This window comes from Streptomyces thermovulgaris, assembly GCF_002155915.1.
Taxonomy (GTDB): Bacteria; Actinomycetota; Actinomycetes; order Streptomycetales; family Streptomycetaceae; genus Streptomyces; species Streptomyces thermovulgaris.
In genome coordinates this window covers 1-21,656 of record NZ_MUME01000089.1, presented here as the reverse complement: position 1 = coordinate 21,656, position 21,656 = coordinate 1, and the positions used below count along the sequence as shown (strand labels likewise).

Annotated in this window: 15 protein-coding genes and 2 pseudogenes; 14 read left to right on the top strand and 3 right to left on the bottom strand. The window is 70.6% G+C overall.

Annotation, left to right across the window (positions count from 1 at the left end; translation table 11 throughout):
* The 5 genes and pseudogenes from CCN35_RS29315 to CCN35_RS09855 all read left to right on the top strand — a co-directional run.
* Positions 1 to 634, top strand: a pseudogene (locus CCN35_RS29315) (Rne/Rng family ribonuclease); the annotation flags it as partial.
* A gap of 404 nt (positions 635 to 1,038) precedes the next feature.
* Positions 1,039 to 1,359, top strand: a complete 321-nt coding sequence (gene rplU, locus CCN35_RS09870) for a 50S ribosomal protein L21 (protein WP_067389876.1) — start codon at positions 1,039 to 1,041, stop codon at positions 1,357 to 1,359.
* Between the two features lie 14 nt (positions 1,360 to 1,373).
* Positions 1,374 to 1,628 carry a 50S ribosomal protein L27 gene (gene rpmA, locus CCN35_RS09865; RefSeq protein WP_067389879.1) on the top strand — a complete coding sequence of 85 codons (255 nt, stop codon included), beginning with the start codon at positions 1,374 to 1,376 and terminating at the stop codon, positions 1,626 to 1,628.
* 139 nt (positions 1,629 to 1,767) lie between these two features.
* On the top strand, positions 1,768 to 3,204 hold the full coding sequence (obgE, locus tag CCN35_RS09860; protein ID WP_067390233.1) for a GTPase ObgE: 1,437 nt from the start codon (positions 1,768 to 1,770) through the stop codon (positions 3,202 to 3,204).
* A gap of 160 nt (positions 3,205 to 3,364) precedes the next feature.
* The gene (locus CCN35_RS09855; protein WP_236560551.1) at positions 3,365 to 5,410 is read left to right on the top strand and encodes a glycosyltransferase family 4 protein; all 2,046 of its coding nucleotides are present in this window, start codon (positions 3,365 to 3,367) and stop codon (positions 5,408 to 5,410) included.
* A 213-nt stretch (positions 5,411 to 5,623) separates the two neighbouring features.
* Here CCN35_RS09855 and CCN35_RS09850 read toward each other — a convergent pair whose 3' ends face one another.
* Both CCN35_RS09850 and CCN35_RS09845 read right to left on the bottom strand, forming a co-directional pair.
* Complete coding sequence (locus tag CCN35_RS09850) at positions 5,624 to 9,187, bottom strand: bifunctional glycosyltransferase/CDP-glycerol:glycerophosphate glycerophosphotransferase (RefSeq protein ID WP_067389886.1); 3,564 nt, start codon at positions 9,185 to 9,187, stop codon at positions 5,624 to 5,626.
* A gap of 28 nt (positions 9,188 to 9,215) precedes the next feature.
* Positions 9,216 to 11,447, bottom strand: coding sequence for a bifunctional glycosyltransferase/CDP-glycerol:glycerophosphate glycerophosphotransferase (locus tag CCN35_RS09845; protein ID WP_067389889.1), 2,232 nt, complete (start codon positions 11,445 to 11,447; stop codon positions 9,216 to 9,218).
* A gap of 317 nt (positions 11,448 to 11,764) precedes the next feature.
* On the opposite strand from CCN35_RS09845, the gene galE reads away from it, so the two are divergent.
* The 6 genes from galE (at position 11,765) to CCN35_RS09815 (ending at position 18,670) form a co-directional block, all read left to right on the top strand.
* Positions 11,765 to 12,736 carry a UDP-glucose 4-epimerase GalE gene (gene galE, locus CCN35_RS09840; protein WP_086792308.1) on the top strand — a complete coding sequence of 324 codons (972 nt, stop codon included), beginning with the start codon at positions 11,765 to 11,767 and terminating at the stop codon, positions 12,734 to 12,736.
* Between the two features lie 959 nt (positions 12,737 to 13,695).
* Positions 13,696 to 14,823, top strand: coding sequence for a glutamate 5-kinase (gene proB / locus CCN35_RS09835; protein ID WP_067389892.1), 1,128 nt, complete (start codon positions 13,696 to 13,698; stop codon positions 14,821 to 14,823).
* 203 nt (positions 14,824 to 15,026) lie between these two features.
* The gene (locus tag CCN35_RS09830; protein WP_067390240.1) at positions 15,027 to 15,455 is read left to right on the top strand and encodes a hypothetical protein; all 429 of its coding nucleotides are present in this window, start codon (positions 15,027 to 15,029) and stop codon (positions 15,453 to 15,455) included.
* Positions 15,456 to 15,537: 82 nt separating this feature from the next.
* Positions 15,538 to 16,824 (top strand): glutamate-5-semialdehyde dehydrogenase, encoded by a 1,287-nt coding sequence (locus tag CCN35_RS09825; RefSeq protein WP_067389895.1) that lies wholly within the window; start codon positions 15,538 to 15,540, stop codon positions 16,822 to 16,824.
* Between the two features lie 114 nt (positions 16,825 to 16,938).
* Positions 16,939 to 17,499, top strand: a complete 561-nt coding sequence (locus CCN35_RS09820) for an SCO2584 family spore wall biosynthesis protein (protein WP_067389898.1) — start codon at positions 16,939 to 16,941, stop codon at positions 17,497 to 17,499.
* A 100-nt stretch (positions 17,500 to 17,599) separates the two neighbouring features.
* Entirely contained in the window at positions 17,600 to 18,670 is a 1,071-nt protein-coding gene (locus CCN35_RS09815; protein WP_067389901.1) for an SCO2583 family membrane protein, read from the top strand.
* A 30-nt stretch (positions 18,671 to 18,700) separates the two neighbouring features.
* Here the strand turns inward: CCN35_RS09815 and CCN35_RS09810 are convergent, their stop codons facing one another.
* Positions 18,701 to 19,831, bottom strand: a complete 1,131-nt coding sequence (locus CCN35_RS09810) for a M48 family metallopeptidase (RefSeq protein WP_067389904.1) — start codon at positions 19,829 to 19,831, stop codon at positions 18,701 to 18,703.
* Between the two features lie 550 nt (positions 19,832 to 20,381).
* Here CCN35_RS09810 and CCN35_RS28660 point away from each other — a divergent pair.
* The 3 genes and pseudogenes from CCN35_RS28660 to CCN35_RS29310 all read left to right on the top strand — a co-directional run.
* Positions 20,382 to 20,537, top strand: coding sequence for a hypothetical protein (locus CCN35_RS28660; protein ID WP_169721347.1), 156 nt, complete (start codon positions 20,382 to 20,384; stop codon positions 20,535 to 20,537).
* A 69-nt stretch (positions 20,538 to 20,606) separates the two neighbouring features.
* A complete protein-coding gene (gene nadD / locus CCN35_RS09805; RefSeq protein ID WP_067389907.1) occupies positions 20,607 to 21,275 on the top strand; it encodes a nicotinate-nucleotide adenylyltransferase in 669 nt (222 codons plus the stop codon).
* A gap of 16 nt (positions 21,276 to 21,291) precedes the next feature.
* Positions 21,292 to 21,656 (top strand): annotated as a pseudogene (locus CCN35_RS29310) (LytR family transcriptional regulator); the annotation flags it as partial.

The following is a 21,656-nucleotide window of genomic DNA, read 5'->3' as shown; positions in this document are numbered from 1 at the left end:
CCGCCGTGCCGTGCGCAAGGCCACCGCGCCGACCGCTCCGGAGGACACGGCCGTCATGGTCGTCCCCTCGGGCACGGCGGAGAAGGCGCCGGAGGAGGCCCCGGAGAAGGCGCCCGCGGCCGAACCGGCGGAGCCGGTGGCCGAGCCCGTCGCCGAGGCTTCCGAGGAGCCCGCGGAGGCAGGGGCCGAGTCCGTCGCCGAGGCGGCTGAGCCTGCGGAACCGGCAGCCGGGCCGGCTGCTGAGGAGGCCGCGGAGCAGCCGGTGGCCGAGCCCGTCGCCGAGGCTTCCGAGGAGCCCGCGGAGGCAGGGGCCGAGACCGCTGCCGAGGCGGCTGAGCCTGCGGAACCGGCGGCCGAGACCGCCGCCGAGGCCCCTGGGACGGCGGAAGCCGAAGCCGCCGAGAAGGAGGCCGCCCCGGCCAAGAAGACGGCCCGCAAGGCCGCCAAGAAGGCCACGGCGAAGAAGGCCGCCACGAAGAGGACGGCCGCCAAGAAGACCGCGGCCAAGAAGGCGACGGCCAAGAAGGCGGCGAAGGCCGCCAAGACGGCCACGGCCGCGAAGAAGTCGGCGTCGAAGACCGCGGCGGCCCAGCAGTCGCTGTCGTCGGTCTCGGCCACGACGGACGAGGGCTGATCCGAGGAGAGCCCCGGCACGGTGTGGTCCCGTCCCTCGAGGGACGGGACCACACCGTCTTCACCGTCCTTCTTCCTTCCCGTACGGGGTTTTCCTCGTACGGGGTTTTCCGTACGGGCCGGGGGTGCCGTACGGGGCCTCACCCGTCGGACAGCCGTCCCGCCGGGGCCGCCGGCCCGCGTGTCCCGGCGGGACACGCCCAGGGCCGGGGAGAGAAGGGGTGCCGGTTTGACCCTTGCCGGGCACGCCTCGTAACCTTGACCGTCGGCGTGTCCACTGAGCACGCCACATCCCCGTAAACCCTTTCCTCCCGGGCACGGGTGTGGCCGGGAGAGGCAGTCCGCGTGTCTCGCAGGGCTGCTGGCCTGCGGGGGTGCCGTTTCGAGCGAGAGAGTGAGATCTGCGTGTACGCCATCGTGCGCAGCGGTGGTCGCCAGCACAAGGTTGCTGTCGGCGACATCGTTGAGATTGACAAGATTCCCACTGCCAAGGTTGGTGACACGGTCGAGCTCTCGACCCTGCTGCTCGTCGACGGCGACTCCGTGACCAGCGACCCGTGGGTGCTGGCCGGCGTCAAGGTCCAGGCCGAGGTCGTGGACCACCACAAGGGCCAGAAGATCGACATTCTGCGTTACAAGAGCAAGACCGGCTACCGCCGTCGGCAGGGCCACCGTCAGCAGTACACGACGATCAAGGTCACGTCGATCCCCTCGGCCGCGAAGTAAGGGACTGAAGAGAGATGGCACACAAGAAGGGCGCATCGTCCACCCGGAACGGGCGCGACTCCAATGCCAAGCGGCTCGGCGTGAAGCGCTTCGGCGGTCAGGTCGTCAACGCGGGTGAGATCCTGGTCCGCCAGCGCGGCACCCACTTCCACCCGGGCGCTGGTGTCGGTCGCGGTGGCGACGACACCCTGTTCGCGCTGCAGGCCGGTGCGGTGAAGTTCGGCACCAGCCGTGGCCGTAGGGTCGTGAGCATCGTCCCGGTCGCCTGACCCAGGTTCGGACCGGACACTTCGCGAGGCGGACCTCACTTCCCGGGTGGGAAGGCGGGTCCGCCTTTCGCATGTTGAGCAGAAGACATTCCCCATGTCCCCGGCCGCCGGCCGGGAGAACTCTCAGGAGGCACTCACCATGACCACCTTCGTGGACCGCGTCGAACTCCATGTCGCCGCGGGTAACGGAGGCCACGGCTGTGCCTCCGTGCACCGCGAGAAGTTCAAGCCGCTCGGCGGCCCGGACGGCGGCAACGGCGGGCGCGGCGGGGACGTGATCCTCACCGTCGACCAGTCCGTCACCACGCTGCTGGAGTACCACCACTCCCCGCACCGCAAGGCCACCAACGGCAAGCCCGGCGAGGGCGGCAACCGCTCCGGCAAGGACGGCGAGGACCTGGTGCTGACCGTGCCGGACGGAACCGTCGTCCTCGACAAGGCGGGCAACGTCCTCGCCGACCTGGTCGGGCACGGCACCTCGTACGTCGCCGCCCGGGGCGGCCGGGGCGGCCTCGGCAACGCGGCGCTGGCCTCCCCCCGCCGCAAGGCGCCCGGCTTCGCGCTGCTGGGCGAGCCGGGAGAAGTCAAGGACATCGTCCTGGAGCTGAAGACCGTCGCCGACGTGGCCCTGGTGGGCTACCCGAGCGCCGGCAAGTCCTCCCTGATCTCCGTCCTCTCCGCCGCCAAGCCGAAGATCGCGGACTATCCCTTCACCACGCTCGTCCCCAACCTGGGCGTGGTCACCGCCGGTTCCACCGTCTACACCATCGCCGACGTCCCCGGTCTCATCCCGGGCGCCAGCAAGGGCAAGGGCCTCGGCCTGGAGTTCCTCCGGCACGTCGAGCGGTGCAGCGTGCTCGTGCACGTACTGGACACGGCCACCCTGGAGTCCGACCGCGACCCGATCTCCGACCTCGACGTCATCGAGGAGGAGCTGCGGCAGTACGGCGGCCTCGAGGACCGTCCCCGTGTCGTCGTCCTGAACAAGATAGACATCCCCGACGGCAAGGACCTCGCCGACATGGTCCGCCCCGACCTCGAGGCGCGCGGCCTTCGGGTCTTCGAGGTGTCGGCGGTGGCGCGCACCGGGCTCAAGGAGCTGTCGTACGCGCTCGCCGAGCTGGTCGCGAAGGCGCGCGCGGCCCGGCCGAGGGAGGAGGCGACCCGCATCGTCATCCGGCCGATGGCCGTCAATGACACCGGCTTCACCGTCACCCGCGAGAAGGACGGCTTCTTCCGGGTGCGGGGCGAGAAGCCCGAACGCTGGGTGCGGCAGACCGACTTCAACAACGACGAGGCCGTCGGCTATCTCGCCGACCGGCTCAACCGCCTCGGTGTCGAGGAGGAGTTGATGAAGGCCGGTGCCCGGCCCGGCGACGGCGTCGCCATCGGTCCCGAGGACGACGCCGTCGTCTTCGACTGGGAGCCGTCGATCATGACGGGCGCGGAGAGGCTCGGCCGCCGCGGTGAGGACCACCGCTTCGAGCAGATCCGCCCGGCCGCCCAGCGCCGCCGTGACCGGCAGGCGGCACACGAGGAGGCCGAGCACGGGTACGACGGCTTCGAGCCGTTCTGACGGCACAACCCCCAAGGGACGGTCGCGTCCACGGCCTGGAGGCGACCGTGTCCCCATTGTGACCCCAGAGGGCACAACCTCCCCCGGGCGTTTTCGATCTTGATGATCGAACCGCGTTCTCGTGCTGCGCGGGAACGCGCCGCTTTGGGGAGGAAGCGCAGTGAGAATTGCATTCTTGGTCCGCGATCTGTGCCACATGGGGGGTGTGGTGACGGCGACGCAGAACCTTGCGGGGGCGCTCGCCGACAAGCACCAGGTGGAGATCGTGGCCCTGCGGAAGATACGGGACGAGTCGTTCTTCCCGCTGGACGACCGGGTGCGCGTACGCGCCCTCACCGACCTGCGGAAGCACTCCGCGGCCTACGACGGGGACGATCCGCTGGCACACGAGTTCCCGGCACGCTACCCCTATCCGAAGAACGAGAGGAAACCGGTCGTCAGCAGGCTCGCCGAAAAGCGCCTCCTGACCTATCTCGACAGCACGGACGCCGATGTGGTGGTGAGTTCCAACCCCCGGATCACCGTGCTGCTCGCCGCGGCGCCGGGCCGTTACCTGAAGGTCGCGCAGGAGCACTCCATGCCCGGCATCTACGAAGAAGGGCTGCGGCGGATGCTCTTCGAGGACGCCTACCGAAGGCTCGACGCCATCACCGTGCTCACGCCCGAGGAACGGGAGAACCTCGGCCGGCTGGTCCCGGGTGTCCGCGACCGGATCAGCGTGCTGCCGAACTGCATTCCCGACCCCGGCGGCCGGACGTCCGACGGCAGCAGCAAGGTGGTCGTCACCGCCGGCGTCTTCAAGGAGCACAAGAACTTCCACGGACTGATCGACGCCTTCGCGACCGTGGTGGAACGCCATCCGGACTGGCAGCTGCGGATCTACGGCAGCGGCCCCGAGGAGGCGGCCCTGCGGAGCCGGATCCACGACAAGGGCCTGTACAACCACGTCCATCTGATGGGGCCCGCGTTTCCGGTCACCGCCGAGTTCGCCAAGGGATCGATCTTTGTGCTGCCCTCGCTGCGCGAACCCTTCGGCAATGTGACGGTGGAGGCGATGACCCGGGGGCTGCCGGTGGTCGCCATGGACTGCAACCACGGTCCGCGCAACATCCTCACCCACGGCACCGACGGCCTTCTCGTCCCTCTCGGCGACACCGCGGCCATGGCGGCCGCGATCAACGAGCTCATCGAGGACGAGGGACGGCGTCTCGCCATGGGACGGCAGGCGCTCCGGACCGCCGAGAGGTTCGCCCCGGGACCCAGCGCCGAGCGGTTCGAGGCGATCGTGGCCAGGGCACGCGCCCGCTTCGAGGTCGTCCGGGAACTGCCCGGGACGGCCGACTGCACCGTGCTCGCCGACGGCGACGTGGAGGTGGCACTGGTCCCGTGCGGGACGCGGGAGCGGGTGCCGGCGGGGCTGCGCCTCGTCTGCCGTGATGTGCGCGGCGCCAAGGAGCCCGTCCAGATGCCGTTTGCGCACGGCACGGCGCGGATCCCGCGGCACGGCTCCCTCGCGGACGGCGTCTGGGAGCTCGGCGTGGTGTCGGAGGAGGGGTACGAGAAGAGCCTGTGCATGGGCCTTTGTGACACCACCGTCCTGGCGTCACCGGCCCATGAGCCGGGCACACAGGGGCTGGAGACGCTGCTGCCGTTCAAGGAGCGGACGACCGGCCGTCTGCGGGTGCGCAGCCGGGTCAGGGAGCGGCACCTGGAGGTGACCGGAGTGCGCGTCGGGCCCGACCGCGTCCACATCGAGGCCGACTCCTGGAACGGCGCGGAGATCGTCGTCGGTGCGGAGGTCGCGGCGGTCAACCGGAAGGACAAGGAGCGGGTGCTCCGGTTCCCCGTGGCCTGGACGGAGGGAGCCCGGTTCGGCTGTGAGGTCCCGCTCGACACCCTGGTCGCGGAGCACCGGCACGAGGAGGAGGTCTGGGACCTCTGGCTGTGGCCGGCCGACGGCGACAAGGTGCGGATGAGCAAGTTCGTCACCGATGTGCTGGAGCCGTTCAAGGTCTTCAGGTATCCGCGCCCGGTGCGCAAGCGGGCGGTGAACGGAAGCGGCGCGTCGGGCAGGGGCGGTGCGGCCCGTGTCGCACGGCGGTTACTGCGCGGCAAGCGCGTTCCGCAGAGCTCCTTCGCCCGTGTGGAGATCCGCCCGTACTTCACGACGGCCGCCCAGCTGGCCTTCAAGACGGTGACCCTCTGACCCGGCAGGAAGCGGCCCCCGCGGAGGGGACGCCTGCTGCGGGGAACCGCTGCCAGGGGCGGTGAGACGCCCCGGGCCCGCGGACGGCGGTGGCGCCGCACCCCGTGCCGTGGGCCCGGCCCCCAGGCGGCTGCGCCGCCCCGTGAACGGCCGGACCGGCCGAGCGGAAAGCCCGGCCGGTCCGGCCGTTCGGAGTCCCTTTCGGACTTTCTTTCAGACTTCCTTGGCCTGTTCCAGCATCCGGTCCACGACGCGCCGGGAGGCGTGACCGTCGTCGAGGTCGCAGAACAGGTGGTGGAACCGCTCGAACCGCTCCTTGTACTCGGCGGTCACCTTGTCGATGTTCAGGATCGCCGTCACCAGCTCCTCGGAGGTGAAGAGCAGCGGTCCGGGCGAGTCCTTCTCGAAGTCGAAGTAGAAGCCGCGCAGCGTGTCCCGGTAGTGCTCCAGGTCGTACGTGAAGAACAGCATGGGACGCTTCAGGTGCGCGTAGTCGAACATCACGGACGAGTAGTCCGTGATCAGCACGTCCGCCAGCAGGTACAGGTCGGCGATGTCCGGGTACTCCGAGACGTCCCAGACGAAGCCGTTGCCCGCACCGGGCACCGCGTCGACGATGTTGGAGTGACGGCGGATCAGCAGCACATGGTCCTCGCCGAGACGCCGGCGGGCGTCCTCGAGGTCGATCCGCAGGTCGAACAGGTACTGACCGGCGCTGTGCGACTGGTCGTCCCGCCAGGTCGGCGCGTACAGCAGGACCTTCTTGCCGCTCGGGATGCCGAGCGACTTCCGCACCTTCTCCGCGATCTTGTCGCGGTCGGGCGAGTAGAGGTAGTCGTTGCGCGGGTAGCCGGCCTCGAGGATCTCCCCGTCGTAGGAGAAGGCGCGCTTGAGGATCGGCGTGGAGAACCGGTTGGAGGAGACGAGCAGGCTCCAGTTCTTCGCCTCGAGCGCCAGCCGGTTCTGGTACTCGCGGTCGAAGTGCAGGGTCTCGATGTCGTGGCCGATCTTCTTGAGCATCGTGCCGTGCCAGGTCTGCACGATGACCTGGCCGGGCCGGCGCTCCACCCACTCGGGCAGATGCCCGTTGGTGACGATGTACCGGGAGGTGGCCAGCGCCTCGAACCACTCGCGTCCCCACATGCGGACCTTCTCCGCGCTGGGCGGCAGGATCACCTGGCCGTCGCGCACGGCCCACAGGAACTTCAGGTCGCTGCCCCGGCGCAGCAGCTCCTCGTGCATGGCGCGCGGGCTGTCGGAGTACTGCTTGCCGTTGTAGCTGAGGAAGAACACCTGGTCGCGCAGCGGCTGCCGGCGGCACGGCTCGTACACCTCGCGGCGCAGCTGGAGCTGGCGGTACGGGCCGCGCTCCAGGTCGCTCAGCTCGGACCGGCAGTTGAGCTGCGGGAAGTCGCCCCACCGGTTCTCGAACCAGTAGCGGCGCTCGTTCAGCTCGGTGTGCAGCGGGAACTGGGGCAGGGCGAGGCGGTCGATGACGAACGAGGCGTCCGGCGCCTCCGCATCGGAGGAGCGCAGGACGAGGTTCCAGCGGCCGGCCTTGAGCGGCACCTGGCCGGAGCCGCCCATCCGCGACGGGTCGAAGGCCGCGGTGAACGTGCCGTCCTCGGACCAGGTGATGGGGGCCTTGCGCTCGTCGAACCGGCCGGTCGCCTTGAGGATCAGGTCGGCTCCGACGAGGGCGCGGCTGCTGCGGCCGCTCACCACGATCTTCCCGTCCTTCACCTCGACCCCGGTGAGCACCGCGCGGCGCGTCCGGCCGATGATCTTCAGATAGCCGTTGGTGCCGGACACCACGGCGATCTCGCGGTGGGCGCCCGCCTCGCCGAAGGAGTCGGGCAGGTCGAAGGAGAGGTCCTCCAGTCCTTCCCGCACCACGCTGCTGAACTGGCGCTCGGTGCCGTCCGGGGCGGTGGCCAGCAGCGCGGTGCTCCACAGACGGCGCTTCGGCTGGGCCTGTTCGTCGACGGCGCTGTTGCCGAGGAGAGCCACGTCGGCGAGCGGCACCCGGGTGCGGAAGGTGGTCCTGCCGCCCTGCCGGGTCACCTCGACGGGGTACTTGCGGATCTCGCCGCTCTTGGAGTTGAGCAGGCGGAACGCCAGCGTCTCCCCGTCCTTCAGCGGAACGCGGATGTCACCGCTGATCTCCACCGCGTCACCGTCCAGACGGCGGTCGGTGATCAGGGCGCGCACCTTTTCGACGCGCAGCTTGAGGGCGCTGTGCTCGGCGATCGGCAGCAGCCGGTGGTCCTCGTCGAGCCACTGGTAGGGCGGGAAGTTCGCGGGCGAGCCGCCGCGGGCCCAGACGCCGCCGCGCCGCACCAGGCCGGACGCGTAGACGTTGATGCCGACGTGCCAGAGACCTTCCTGCCAGACACCGCCCTTGCGCAGCTTGGCGGGGTCGAGCGTCACCTCCCAGCCGGCCCAGTCGTAGTTGTACCTCTGCTGTCCGGAGTCGGTGGTGCACTCCGGCCGGTAGACGTTCTTGGCGGGCAGGAACATGCGGCGGCGCGAGCCGTTCCGCTTGAGCTGGAGGATCTTGACGCTGCTGCGCTTGCTCGCCACCTCGATCTTGTCGATCCAGGCGTCGCCGGACAGCACCAGCTTGCCGTCCTTCCAGGTCACCGAGCGCAGCGGGGCCCGCAGGTCCAGGTCGCCGTCGATGCGCAGCGCGGCCTTGGGCAGCTCGTAGCCGCTCTCCTCCAGCGTGCGGAAGCTCGCGTACTTGCGGAAGGTTCCGGAGACCTCGATCGGCTCCTTGCGGCGCTGGGAGGCCAGCAGGGCGATCAGCTCCTGGATGGCGTGCTTGCGGACCAGGATCCACTGCACCCGCAGGTCCGTGGGCAGATCCATGACGATCTTCGGATCCACCATGTCGAGGTAGCGGTTGGTGGCCTCCAGGAAGGCCTCGTGGAACTCGGCCGTCGCGTCCGGCAGCACCCGCAGGAACAGCCGCAGGTCGTCACGGAGCACCCGGTCGTCGTACTGGCGCTTGTACTCGGCGAACTCCGGGCCCGGCTGCTGGGCGAGGTAGTCGCTGACCATGCTCACCGCGGTGACACGGTCGCGGATGGCCTGGGGCTCCTTGCGGCGCTGGGTGATCGAGGGCGCCGCCTCGCCCTCGCGCAGCCGCCAGAAGTAGGTGGGCTCGCCGATGATGTCGATGGCCTGGGCGCGGTAGTGCGCGGGCAGGATGACCGGGATGTCCTCGTGGAGGATGCCCTCGGGGAAGGCGAAGCCCTCCTTCTCCCAGAAGGAGCGCCGGAACACCTTGTTGCACGCGATGCGGTCGGCGATCAGCTTGGGGTACTTGGAGATGTGCGTGCGCTTGCGGGCCTCGCCGGCGAGCATCTTCATCAGCGGCACCTGCCACGACCGCTCGCCCTTGAGGTGGAAGACGTTGCCGGTGACGAAGTCCGAGCCGGACTCGTCCAGGCTGGCGATCATCAGCCGGTAGGCGTCCGGCGGGATGACGTCGTCGCTGTCGACGAAGGTGAGGAACTCCGACTCGTCCGACATGTGGGCGATGCCGGTGTTGCGGGCCGCACCGAGCCCGGCGTTCTCCTTGCGGATGAGCTTGAAACGCTTGTCACGGGCCTCGTACTCCGCGGCTATGGCGGCGGAGTTGTCCGGCGAGCCGTCGTCGACCATCAGGACCTCGATGTCCCGGAAGGTCTGTGCGGCGAGCGAGTCCAGGCACGCGGGCAGATAGCGCTCGACGTTGTAGATGGGGACGATGACACTGAGCCGAGGGGCCATGGCGTGTGTGTGCTCCTTTCGGGGTCAGTCAGGCCCGCTCGACCAGTTCGAGTGCCTGGTCGGGGGTCGGTGCGTGGGAACGTTCGGCGAAGGGGACGAACGGCAGCAGACTCTCCTCACCGAGGAAGACGCGTCGCACCACTCTTTCCGCCGCGCGCCCGTCGTCGAACTCGCAGAAGCGGCGGCGGAACGCCGCCCGGCGTTCGGCGGCGTCCGGCCCGCTGTACTCGTCCGAGCCGAGCAGCCGGATCAGCTCGGCCTGGGAGGTGGCGACCGCACCGGGCGGCTCCTCCAGCAGGTTGAAGTACGTGCCGCGGACCGCGGAGTAGATGTCCCAGTCCGGGGCGTAGATGATGATCGGCCGGTCGAGCACCGCGTAGTCGAACATCGCGGAGGAGTAGTCCGTGATGAGCGCGTCCGCGGCCAGGTAGAGCTCCTCCACCCGCGGGTGCCCCGAGACGTCGATGATCCGGCCGCTGCGGCGCAGTTCGGCGATGTGCGGCGAGTTGCCGTAGAAGTAGTGCCCCCGCAGCATCAGGGTCACGTCGGGGCCGAGTTCCTCGGCGAACCGGGCGAGGTCGAGCGCGGGGGTGAAGCCCGGCTGGTACTCGCGGTGGGTGGGCATGTACAGGAAGGCCTTGGTGCCCGCGGCCAGGCCCAGCTCGGCGCGTGCCCGGCGCACGTCCTCGAACGAGGCGTTCACCAGGATGTCGTTGCGCGGGTAGCCGGTCTCCAGGGAGACGTACGAGCAGGGGTACACCCGCTCCCAGACGGCGGTGGAGAAGCTGTTGGAGCTGAGGCTGAAGTCCCAGCGGTCGCACCGCTCGAGGAGCTTGGCGAAGTCCATGTTGGTGGAGGCGGGGTACTTCTGCTGGTCCAGCCCCATCGTCTTCAGCGGTGTCCCGTGGTGGGTCTGCAGATGGATCTGGCCCTCCCGCTTCACCACGGCGTCCGCGAAGTTGACGTTGTTGACGAGGTACTTGGCGCGCGCCATGGCGGCCCAGTACTCGCGCGAGCCGAGGGGGACGGCCTCCACGCCCTCGGGCACCTGGTCCATCGCGTCCGGGCGGATGGCCCACACCCGGCGGATGTGCGGTGCCAGGCGGGCGAGTTCGGCGTCGATCGCCGCGGGGTTGCAGGAGACGCTGCGGCTCCAGTAGGCGGAGAACACCGCGAGGTTCTCGTCGATGGGAAGACGCAGCTGGGACTGGTAGAAGACGCCCATCGCGCTGCGCTTGGACCGGCTGAGCACCGTACGGGCGCGGTTCTTCACCGACCTGCGGAGCTTCAGGGCGGCGGTGGCGCTCGCCATGGCCGCGTACGCGTTGCGCTCCAGCAGCGCGTACTTGTGGCCGCGTCCGCCGGCGGGCCGCTGGAAGTCCTTGGGCAGCCGTGCGCGGTAGTCGGCGGAGGCGCGGCGGAAGAACTCCGCCCGGGCGTTCTGCGGCAGACGACCCGGGCGCTCCAGCACGGTCAGGTAGTGGTCGACCATCTTGCGGAACAGCGGCGTGCGCCACTGGGCGAGTTCCTCCCGCGCGTCGACGAACTCGAAGACGCGCCGGTACTGGTCGAAGACGTCGAAGTGCTTGCGGCTGACCGTCTTGAGGATGTTGCCGCCCTCGCGGCGCTGCCGGTAGTACACGCAGACGCGGTCCAGGACGGCCATCCGCTCGGCGCTGATCAGCGAGCAGAACGTCCAGGGGGCGTCCTCGTAGTACCCGGGCGGGAAGGTGAGGCCGAGACGGTCGATGAAGTCGCGGCGGTAGGCCTTGTTCCAGACGATCTGGAGCAGATTGAGCAGCTGCGGACGGTCGGCGAGGCGGAAGACGTCCGGGCCCTCCTCCTTGAGCAGGTCCGCCCGCTGGTTGCGGCGGATCTGGCCGTCCCAGTAGGTGCGCGCGTAGTCGTAGATCAGTATCTCCGGGTCTCCCGTGGCCTCGAGACGCTCGGAGATCGCGGCCAGCGCACCGTCGGACAACGTGTCGTCACTGTCCAGGAACAGAATGTAGTCGCCCCGGGCTTTCTCCAGTCCCGCGTTGCGCGCACGCCCCAGCCCCACATTTTCGGTGAGGTGAATCACATGAATGCGGGCGTCTCTCTCCGCATATTGGTCAAGAATGGCGCCCGATCCATCCGGGGAGCAGTCGTCGACAGCGATGATCTCGAAGTCCGTGTAGCTCTGCCCGAGTATGGAATCAAGGCACTCGGGTAGGTACCCCTGCACCTTGTACACAGGGACAACGAGGGAAAGTCTGGGCATCCTTACAACCTGTTCCGAGAACTGACCACGTGCGCACGGGGACGAGTCGCGCTCCGGGAGGCCGGGGGCCTGGGGAGCGTCGTCGCATCAGAGTAAAGGATTCACGAGAAGTTTCCGTGGGCGCGGTTGCGGATGTCCGTAGAGTGACCGGTGTCCGAATTGTCCTATTCAAGGCGGCCCCGATTTTCAAGGGGCGGGGCGGACGGTCCCGCGGGCGATAGCTGTGATTTTTGCCATACACCCTGTATGTCTGATTCGATTTTCCCGTCTCCGAGGAAGAGTCTTCATGCAGTGACCACGACTTGGGAGGCATGAGGATGAGCTGGCTCGTCACGGGTGGAGCCGGATACATAGGCGCGCACGTGGTGCGTGCCATGCGCGACGGCGGTGCGTCCGTGGTCGTGTACGACGACCTGTCCACCGGCAGCGCGGACCGGGTGCCGGAAGGGGTGCCGCTCATCGTCGGCAGCGTCGTGGACCGAGGGCCGCTGGAGCAGGCGATGCGCGACCACGGTGTGACGGGAGTGGTGCACATCGCGGCCAAGAAGCAGGTGGGGGAGTCCGTCGAGCGGCCCCTTCACTACTACCGGGAGAACGTCACCGGCGTGCAGACGCTCCTGGAGGCCATGACCGCGGCCGGAGTCGACCGGATCGTGTTCTCCTCCTCCGCGGCCGTCTACGGCATGCCCGATGTGGACCTCGTCACGGAGGACACCCCCTGCGTGCCCATGAGCCCGTACGGGGAGACCAAGCTCGTCGGGGAGTGGCTGATCAAGGCGGCGGCCACCGCGTACGGCATGCGCGGTGTGTCCCTGCGCTACTTCAACGTGGCCGGAGCGGCTTCCCCCGAGCTGTCCGACACCGGTGTCTTCAATCTCATTCCCATGGTGTTCGAGCGGCTGGAGGCGGGGGAGGCGCCGCGGATCTTCGGCGACGACTACGCGACGCCCGACGGCACCTGTGTGCGCGACTACATCCATGTGCAGGACATCGCCTCCGCCCATCTCGCGGCGGCGCGCTATCTCGAACAGGCCCCGAGCGGCACGGCGCTCACCCTGAACGTCGGCCGGGGAGAGGGAAGTTCGGTGCGGGAGATGGTCGACCGCATCCTCAAGGCGACCGGCCACGAGGACGTGGTCCCCGAGGTGACGGGCCGCCGCGCCGGCGACCCGGCCCGGGTCGTGGCCTCGGCGGACCGCATCCGCGACGAGCTGGGATGGACTGCCCGGTACGGGCTGGACGAGATGATCGAGTCGGCCTGGCAGGGGTGGCGGCACCACCACCGGTGACGGCACCGCCGGCGGGGACACGGTGAGGGAGCCGGGCCGGACCGGCCCCTCCCGGCGGCGGGCGGGGAAGGCGGGACCGGCCGCGTCGCCGCCGCGGTCGGTCCCGCACGGAGAGGACAGGATGATCCGGGTCTTCGCGAACCGGACCCCTCCCTGTCCGGAGAAATAACCGGAACAGCGCATACACGCTCGTGAAGAACCGTGGGGAACACCGCACCCCGCACCGTCCGCCGCGATTGTTTCGGCAATCCGGCGGCAATACGGAAGAACGCCGCCCTTTCACCGGCGAAAAGGCGGGCACCGGGAAATACCGCTTCTTCCCGCGGAAGACCAAGGACGCCGTGGTGAGCATTCCCGGCAATCTCCCGTGCGCCTCACGTGCGCGCGGAGCGCCACGGCGCGGGCGGCGGCCCTCGCCCTGCACAGGGACGGGGCCGTCCGGAAAGCCGGACCGCCGGCCGGGGCTGCTCCGTACGGGCCGTCCATACGGATCGTCCGCAAACGAGAGCGAGCGAGAGCGCAAGGGCGAGCAGGAGCAAGGGCGTCGACGAACTCTCCGGATGCGGACCGGACACGGATATGCCGCCCTGTGCCGTTGGAGAACACCCGACGGGTGCCCCACTGTCCCGTTTGCCAGAGGCGTCTGCCGGTCGGGGCGGCCACGCCGGGCACCGGAACACGGGCACCGGGACACGGAAGGGGCCCTCGCCGGACCGCGCACCCCGGACGGGCCGTCGCCGTGTGAGGACGACGGGACGACGCCCGCACCGGAGGGGCCGGCGCGGCCCCGGTCCCGCGCCCGGGCGCACCGCGGAGGACCGGCCCGCGCACACGCCCTTCGACGGCGCAGGCCAAGAGCCCCTGACGCGGTCCGCAGCATGGACCGGCGAGCGGTCCGCGGTCCCCTTCGCGTAGATTCGGGCAGGCAGTCCAATCAGTGCGAGGGGGCAGACAGCAAGGTGACAGGGGCAAGGCAGGCCGTTCTCGAGGCCCGCAGGATCGTCGTCAAGGTGGGATCCTCGTCGCTGACCACCGCGTCGGGCGGGCTGGACGCCGACCGGGTGGACGCGCTCGTGGACGTCCTCGGTGCGGTGCACGGCGGGGGAGAGAAGGAGATCGTCCTCGTCTCCTCCGGAGCCATCGCCGCCGGGCTCGCCCCGCTGGGCCTGCGCCGCCGCCCCCGTGACCTCGCCCGTCAGCAGGCCGCGGCCAGCGTCGGCCAGGGCCTGCTCGTAGCCCGCTACACCGCTTCCTTCGCCCGCTACGGCATCCGGGTCGGCCAGATCCTGCTGACCAGCGACGACACCAGCCGCCGCGCCCACCACCGCAACGCCTCCCGCACCCTGGACAAGCTGCTGGCGATGGGTGCCCTGCCGATCGTCAACGAGAACGACACCGTCGCCACCGACGAGATCCGCTTCGGCGACAACGACCGCCTCGCCGCCCTCGTCGCCCACCTGGTCCGCGCCGATCTGCTGGTGCTGCTGTCCGACGTGGACGGCCTCTACGACGGCAACCCGAGCAGGCCCGGGGCCTCCCGGATAGCCGAGGTGCGCGGGCCCGAGGACCTGGTCGGCGTCGAGATCGGCAGCGCCGGCCGGTCCGGTGTCGGCACCGGCGGCATGGTCACCAAGGTCGAGGCGGCCCGGATCGCGGCCGCCGCCGGCATTCCCGTGGTGCTCACCAGCGCCGCCCGCGCGGCCGACGCCCTGTCCGGCAAGGAGACCGGCACCTATTTCCACCCCACCGGCAAGCGCTCCTCCGACCGGCTGCTGTGGCTGCAGCACGCCTCCACCCCCCAGGGCTCGCTCATCCTCGACGACGGCGCCGTCCACGCGGTCGTGGAGCGCCGCAAGTCGCTGCTGCCCGCCGGAATCGCCGGCGTGGAGGGCGAGTTCACCGCCGGTGATCCGGTCGAGCTGCGCGACGTGGCCGGACGCGCGGTCGCCCGCGGACTCGTCAACTTCGACGCCAGGGAGATCCCCCGGCTGATCGGCCGCTCCACCCGTGAACTCGCCCGCGAACTGGGACCGGCGTACGAACGCGAGGTCGTACACAGGGACGACCTGGTGATCCTGCGGCCGTAATGGGGTGAAACATCCGGCACCGCACGGCCCGACAACGGGGACGTTCTGCAAAACCGCCCCATGAGGCGCCGCGGCCTGCTCCACTTCTCTCGGGGGATTTCTCCGGGGGCACGCGCGGCACACGCGTGCCCCGGTGGGACCACGAGGACGCGGAAGACGCGTCGGACACGACAGAGAGCGACGAAGAGGTGAGGGAGGCCGTCGTGAGACGAGTGCGCCCCGGGGCGGCGGTGTCCCGCGGTGGGCTGACGAGCGTGGCGACCGGAGCCGACTGCGGGGAGCCGCCCGACCTGCCCCGGTTGTGGCACGTCACCCTCAGCGTCTCCGGCGCGAGGGCTCCGCTGCAGGAGGTGCGGCGCGGTCTGGAGCAGCTTGCCCACGACCACCCCTTCCTGCTGACCAGCCGCTACGCCTGCGACCACGCCGAGATCCGCTACTGGGAGGAGGCCCGCGACCTGCACGACGCGGCCGCCGTCGCCCTGCGCCTGTGGGGCGAGCACCGCAACAGCGCCAAACTCCCGCCCTGGGAGATCGTCGGTCTGGAGGTCATCGACCGCGAGACCTATCACCAGCGACTCGCCGAGGGCCATGGCCCGCGGCTCGCGACCCCGGTGGGGGTCCACCCCTTCTGACCTCCGCCGACGCCTCGCTCCGCCCGTCTCGTGCTGTGGAACGCCCGTGGACGGCCCGGTGGGGCGCACTACCCTTCCTCCCATGACCACGCTCTCGCCGCACGACTCGAAGTCCCCGGTCATCCAGGCCGCCCACCGGGCCAAGGACGCCGCCGCCGTCCTCGCGCCGCTGCCGCGTGCGAAGAAGGACGAGGCCCTGCTGGCCATCGCGGACGCCCTGGAGGCCCGCACGGCCGAAATCGTCGAGGCCAACGCCAAGGACGTCGCCAAGGCCCGCGAGGCCGGCACGAGCGACGCCCTGATCGACCGGCTCACGCTCACCCCGGAGCGGGTGCGCGCCATCGCCTCCGATGTGCGCGACGTGGTGGCGCTGCCCGACCCGGTCGGCGAGGTGGTGCGCGGCAGCACGCTCCCGAACGGACTCGACCTGCGCCAGGTCCGGGTCCCGCTCGGCGTGGTCGGCATCATCTACGAGGCCCGCCCCAATGTCACCGTGGACGCCGCCGCCCTCTGCCTGAAGTCGGGCAACGCGGTCCTGCTGCGCGGCTCGGCCTCCGCCTACGAGTCGAACACCGCCCTGGTCCGGGTCCTGCGCGACGCCGTGGACGGGGCGGGGCTGCCCGCCGACGCCGTACAGCTCGTGCCCGGGGAGAGCCGCGAGAGCGTACGCGAGCTGATGCGCGCCCGCGGCCTGGTCGACGTGCTGATCCCGCGCGGCGGCGCCTCGCTGATCCAGACCGTGGTGAACGAGTCCACCGTCCCGGTGATCGAGACCGGCACCGGCAACTGCCATGTCTACATCGACGCCCAGGCCGACATCGACACGGCCGTCGACGTCCTGATCAACTCCAAGGCGCAGCGGCCCAGCGTCTGCAATGCCGCCGAGACGCTGCTGGTCCACCAGGACATCGCCGCCGAGTTCCTGCCGCGCGCCCTGGACGCGCTCGCCGACGCCGGGGTGACCGTGCACGCCGACGCGCGGGTCATGGCCTACGCCAAGGAGTCGCGGGCCACCGTCGTCGAGGCCACCGAGGAGGACTGGGAGACGGAGTACCTGTCGTACGACATCGCCGCCGCCGTGGTCGACTCCCTGGACAAGGCCGTCGAGCACATCCGGCGGTGGAGCTCCGGGCACACCGAGGCGATCGTCACCACCTCGCAGCAGGCCGCCCGCCGCTTCACCCAGCTGGTCGACTCCACGACCGTCGCCGTCAACGCCTCCACCCGCTTCACCGACGGAGGTCAGTTCGGCTTCGGCGCGGAGATCGGCATCTCCACGCAGAAGCTGCACGCCCGCGGTCCCATGGGGCTGCCGGAGCTGACCAGCACGAAGTACATCCTCACCGGCGACGGGCACATCCGCGGCTGACGGCCGGGGCCGGCGGGGCGGACGGTTCCCGCGGTGGCGGAAAGCCGCCTCACCGGACGAATGGATTTCCATACCGTCTGCCCAAATTGACCCCCCCAGGTCTACTCTGGACCTGTGCCGGAGGACGTGGGGGGTAGGCCGTTCCCCGACGGCTGGGAGCCCGACGACGATCACGACCGCGGAGTGTCGGACGAAGAGTTCGCCTCCGTGGTCTTCGACGAGGCCTTCGTACAGGCGGCCGTGATCCATGAGCCGACCGCCGTCGAACGCCTCCTGGCCGCTGCCCAGGCCAGGGCCGAGGCCACCGAGGCCGAGGCCCGCCACGCCCACGCCAGGGGCGAGCACTACGAGGACGGCTACGGCCCCGACGGACACGACCGGCACCTCGACGACCTGGACGACCCCGACGTCCTGGAGGGGCCCTACGGCGCCTCGCGGCCCTTCGGCCCCCAGGTGCGCTGGCACCGCCCCGTCGCCTGGGTGCTCGCCCTCGTCATGGGCGTCGGCATGGTGGCGCTGGCCTTCGCGGCGGTCTACCGGGGCGGCTCCTCCGGAAGCCGTGACCAGATCCCCCCGCCCGCCACCACCAATCTGGAACAGGGCGGCCCGGTGGTGCCCTCCGCCTCCGCCGACCACTCCGGTCCCCCCGTCCCCGCGGTTCCGCGCACCCCCTGACGGCCGGGCCGCCGCCTTGGCGGCGTGTTGGTGAGAACCTGTCAGGACTTGTCGCGCAGCAGGGCGTTTACCGGGACTTCCGCAGACCTACCCTGAAGATATGGGAGGCCCTGGAGACCCGCCCGAGGGGACACCCGAGGGTGCCCCGGGAGGAGCGGAGGACGAGTACCGGTCCGTCGTCTTCGACGAGTCGTTCGTCCGCGCTGCCCGCCTCCAGGAGTACTCCGCGCAGGAGCGGATATCCGCCCACACCCCCGCCGTGCGCCGCCGTCCGCCGCTGCGCCGCGGACCGTCCCGGCAGGCGCTGATCCTCGCCCTGCTGATCGCCCTCGCCTTCGGCACCGCGATCTACCTGGGCATACGTCACCCCCAGCAGACCCCGCAGGTCCAGCAGCCGGTCACCGCGCTGCGGGCCACCGTCGTCCCGCTCGCCCCGCAGGGCAAGGTGCCCGGGGCCGGCGATCCCGAGGTCCTGTACGCGCACAGCCCGGCCGCCCGGTTCGCCATCGGCGCCGAGGGCATCCCGCTGCCCGTCGTCCGGCGGACCGCGCACTTCTCCCACAGCCAGATCGTCGCCGCGCTGTCCGCCGCGAAGGACTACGTCGTCGCCTCCTCCCTCGACCCGCAGGTGCTCACCGAAGGCCGGACCCACCCCGTGCGGGCCCTGCTCGCCCCCGGCCAGCTCGATCAGTTCGACCGGAGCATCGACGCCCCCGCCGCCGACGGGCGGCATGCGCCCACCGGCTGGCTGGTCCGCTTCGACCCGGACCGGGTCGAACTGGCCGACCGCCGGATCCGTGTACAGGGCAGCCTGCGGGCCGTCGAGGCCGACGCCACCACCCTCGAGGTCAGCGCCGACCACACCCTCGTCTACGCGCTGAAACCGGCCGGCTCCGCCGCCGGGGAACCGGCCTCGCTGTTCACCGTCCGGCGCGAGCTGCAGTTCCGTCTCACCCACGACGACGTGCGACTGCACCGGGTCCAGCTGGCCGTCGCCCACGTCCGGGCCGGTCCGCTGTCCTGCGCCGAGGACACCGCGAACCACTTCCGGCCCCTGCTGGCCGGCCAGACCGCCAAGGCGGGCGGCCCGGCCGGCACGGACCCCTATGCCCCGGACAGCACCACGGCCCTGTGCGGGGCCCTGGCACCGGGCGCCCAGCCGCGGATGTGACACCGCCGGGCGAGGAGCGCCGGGGCCGGGTCAGTCCTGGTCGCCCGGCGGGGGGTTCGAGGACGGCCGGTCCTTCGGCCGGTCGCCGGACGAGGACGAGCCCGAGCCCGATCCGGCGAAGCCGGCCAGACCGCTGAAGCCGCGCCGCACCCGCTCGCCCAGGTCGCCGGCACCGCCCGCCAGATCGCTGACCAGCTTCATCAGCGGGTCCTTGGAGTTCTTGACCTGCTGGGCGTAGTGCGCCGCGGACTCGCGGAAGGAGTCGCTGACCGAGGTGTCCTTGTCCTCGCTGCGGCGCGGGTAGTGGCCGTCCAGGATCCGCTGGTAGTCGCGGGACGCGGCCCACTTCTTCAGCTCGGCCGCCCGCACGGTGGTGAAGGGATGGGTGCGCGGCAGCACATTGAGGATCTTCAGCACGGAGTCGCGCAGGTCGCCCCCGGACTCGTACTCCTCGGCCTGTGCGAGGAACGCGTCCACGTTCATCTCGTGCAGATGGTTGCCGCCCGCCATCTTCATCAGACCGCGCATGGACGCCTGCAGGTCCTGCCCGACCAGCAGGCCGGCCCGGTCGGCCGACAGCTCCGACTTGCGGAACCACTCGCGCAGCGCCGTGACGATCGCCGTGATCGCCAGATTGCCCAGCGGGATCCAGGCGACCCGCACCGCCAGGTTCGTCAGGAACAGCAGCACCGTGCGGTACACCGCGTGACCGGACAGGGCGTGGCCCACCTCGTGGCCGATGACCGCCCGCATCTCCTCCTCGTCGAGCAGCTCGACCAGGCCGGTGGTGACGACGATGATCGGCTCGTCCAGGCCGATGCACATCGCGTTGGGCTGGGGGTTCTGGCTGACGTACATCAGCGGGACCTTCTCCAGGTCCAGGATGTAGCAGGCGTCCCGCAGCATGTCGTTCAGATGCGCGAACTGCTGGTCCGAGACGCGCACCGAGTCGGACAGGAACAGCAGCCTGAGGCTGCGCTCGGGCAGCAGGCCGCTGAGGGTCTTGAAGACCGTGTCGAAGCCGCTCAGCCTGCGCAGGGCGACCAGGGCCGAGCGGTCGGCCGGATGCTCGTACGCCCGCGAGGAGATCTCCGGGAAGCGGGTGCGCTGCCGGCTCGGCACATGCTGATGCCTGGTGTGCTCGTGGCCGTCGTCGGACATGTGGTCCCCCATGTCTGTGAGTGTCCAAAGCGCCCCCCGAAGCACGCCCAGCCTAGGCGGAGATGCCCCCAAGGGGCAGGGCGACGCAGCGGTCCGGGGCGGGAAGCGGCCCGGACCCGTGACCGCCCGGCCGCCGGGGCCGCGGCCCGGCCCCGGGGAGAGCGGCTGCCTGCTCCGTGCCGCCCTGGTCGTTCCGTGGCGTCCCGGTCGTGGTGCGTCGTGGTGTGCCGTGCTCCCGGGCCGCGTCCTCGGCCGGCCGGTCCGCCTGGTCCCTTCTCCGTATCCTTCCCTTCCTGCCCCGCGCCTTCTCCGTTCCTTCTCCGCGGCCGCGGGCGGCTGTGAGCGGGACGACGACGGAGCGTGCGGAAAGGTTCCCGGACGACGGCCGGGCCGGCGGGACCGTGCCGGAAGAGGCGTGCGGCAGGGCCGTGCCGGAGGGGGCGCAGCGGCTGCACCGGTAACAGTGGAGCCGGAGTGAGCGCTGTGAAGGCAGCCGCTTACGATGGGCAGGCACCCTTGCCAGCCCACACCCGGATAGGTTCTGCCGAAGATGAGCTTCTACAGTGCCGCTGCCCCGCTGGTCGACCTCGCCGAGGGAGGGGGCAGCAACCATGAGGGCCTCGACCCCCTTGTCGTCGGCGGCAGCGCGCTGATCATCCTGCTGCTCCTGCTGTGGATCACCACGCGTTTCAACCGGGACCGCTGAACCCCGGTCCGTCCTGTCCCCGGGATCTGCCCGGAGAGGTCCTCGGGCCGGGCCGGTAGGGTCTGCCGCATGGGAGAGCAGGACATGCCCACCGGTCCGGCGAGTGACACAGCGAAGCACCCCTGTGGGTCGGGCGGCCCCGCGAAGCCGCGCAGGCGCCGCCTGGGAGTCATGGGCGGAACGTTTGACCCGATCCACCACGGCCACCTCGTGGCGGCCAGTGAGGTCGCCGCGCGGTTCCAGCTGGACGAGGTGGTGTTCGTTCCCACCGGCCAGCCCTGGCAGAAGAGCCACCGCCATGTCTCCCCCGCCGAGGACCGCTATCTGATGACGGTCATCGCGACCGCCGAGAACCCGCAGTTCTCCGTGAGCCGTATCGACATCGACCGCGGCGGCCCCACCTACACCGTGGACACCCTGCGTGACCTGCGCGCTCTCAACCCCGACACGGACCTGTTCTTCATCACCGGCGCCGACGCGCTCGCCCAGATCCTCACCTGGCGGGACTCCGAGGAGCTGTTCTCCCTCGCGCACTTCATCGGCGTCACCCGTCCAGGCCACCACCTGACCGACCCCGGCCTTCCCGAGGGAGGCGTCTCGCTCGTCGAGGTCCCCGCCCTCGCCATCTCCTCCACGGACTGCCGGGCGAGGGTCGCCAAGGGCGAACCGGTCTGGTACCTGGTGCCGGACGGAGTGGTGCGCTACATCGACAAACGCGAGCTGTACCGCGGCGAGTGAGCCGAGAGGGGCACCGGTGAACGATCGATACGACGCTGGGTACGGGGGCGAGGGTTACGAGCTCGTCGGCTACGACGAGTACGGGCGGCCCGTCTACCGGCAGGGTCCGGCACCACAGGCGCCGCAGCAGACCTACGACGCGTACGGACAGCAAGGCTACGGCTACGGCTACGACCCGTACGCGACGGGCGACCAGCAGCACCCGGGGCCCTCCCCGCACGGCTCCGGCCACGGCGGCGGTCATCCCCTGGACCGGCAGACCCCCGACCCCTCCGCCTACACCCCGTACGACCCGTACGACCCGTACGGGACGCAGGGGACGCACGGGGGCGGCGAGATGTACGGGGCGCACGGGGCGTACGGCACCCACGCCCCCCAGAC

Bases quoted from the DNA above. Each gene is read 5' to 3' on its own strand.
- CCN35_RS09815 (WP_067389901.1), top strand. From the start codon at position 17,600: ATGGGAGGCCCTGGAGACCCGCCCGAGGGGACACCCGAGGGTGCCCCG.
- galE (WP_086792308.1), top strand. From the start codon at position 11,765: ATGAGCTGGCTCGTCACGGGTGGAGCCGGATACATAGGCGCGCACGTG.
- CCN35_RS28660 (WP_169721347.1), top strand. From the start codon at position 20,382: ATGAGCTTCTACAGTGCCGCTGCCCCGCTGGTCGACCTCGCCGAGGGA.
- CCN35_RS09810 (WP_067389904.1), bottom strand. From the start codon at position 19,831: ATGTCCGACGACGGCCACGAGCACACCAGGCATCAGCATGTGCCGAGC.
- obgE (WP_067390233.1), top strand. From the start codon at position 1,768: ATGACCACCTTCGTGGACCGCGTCGAACTCCATGTCGCCGCGGGTAAC.
- nadD (WP_067389907.1), top strand. From the start codon at position 20,607: ATGGGAGAGCAGGACATGCCCACCGGTCCGGCGAGTGACACAGCGAAG.
- CCN35_RS09845 (WP_067389889.1), bottom strand. From the start codon at position 11,447: ATGCCCAGACTTTCCCTCGTTGTCCCTGTGTACAAGGTGCAGGGGTAC.
- CCN35_RS09850 (WP_067389886.1), bottom strand. From the start codon at position 9,187: ATGGCCCCTCGGCTCAGTGTCATCGTCCCCATCTACAACGTCGAGCGC.
- CCN35_RS09825 (WP_067389895.1), top strand. From the start codon at position 15,538: ATGACCACGCTCTCGCCGCACGACTCGAAGTCCCCGGTCATCCAGGCC.
- rpmA (WP_067389879.1), top strand. From the start codon at position 1,374: ATGGCACACAAGAAGGGCGCATCGTCCACCCGGAACGGGCGCGACTCC.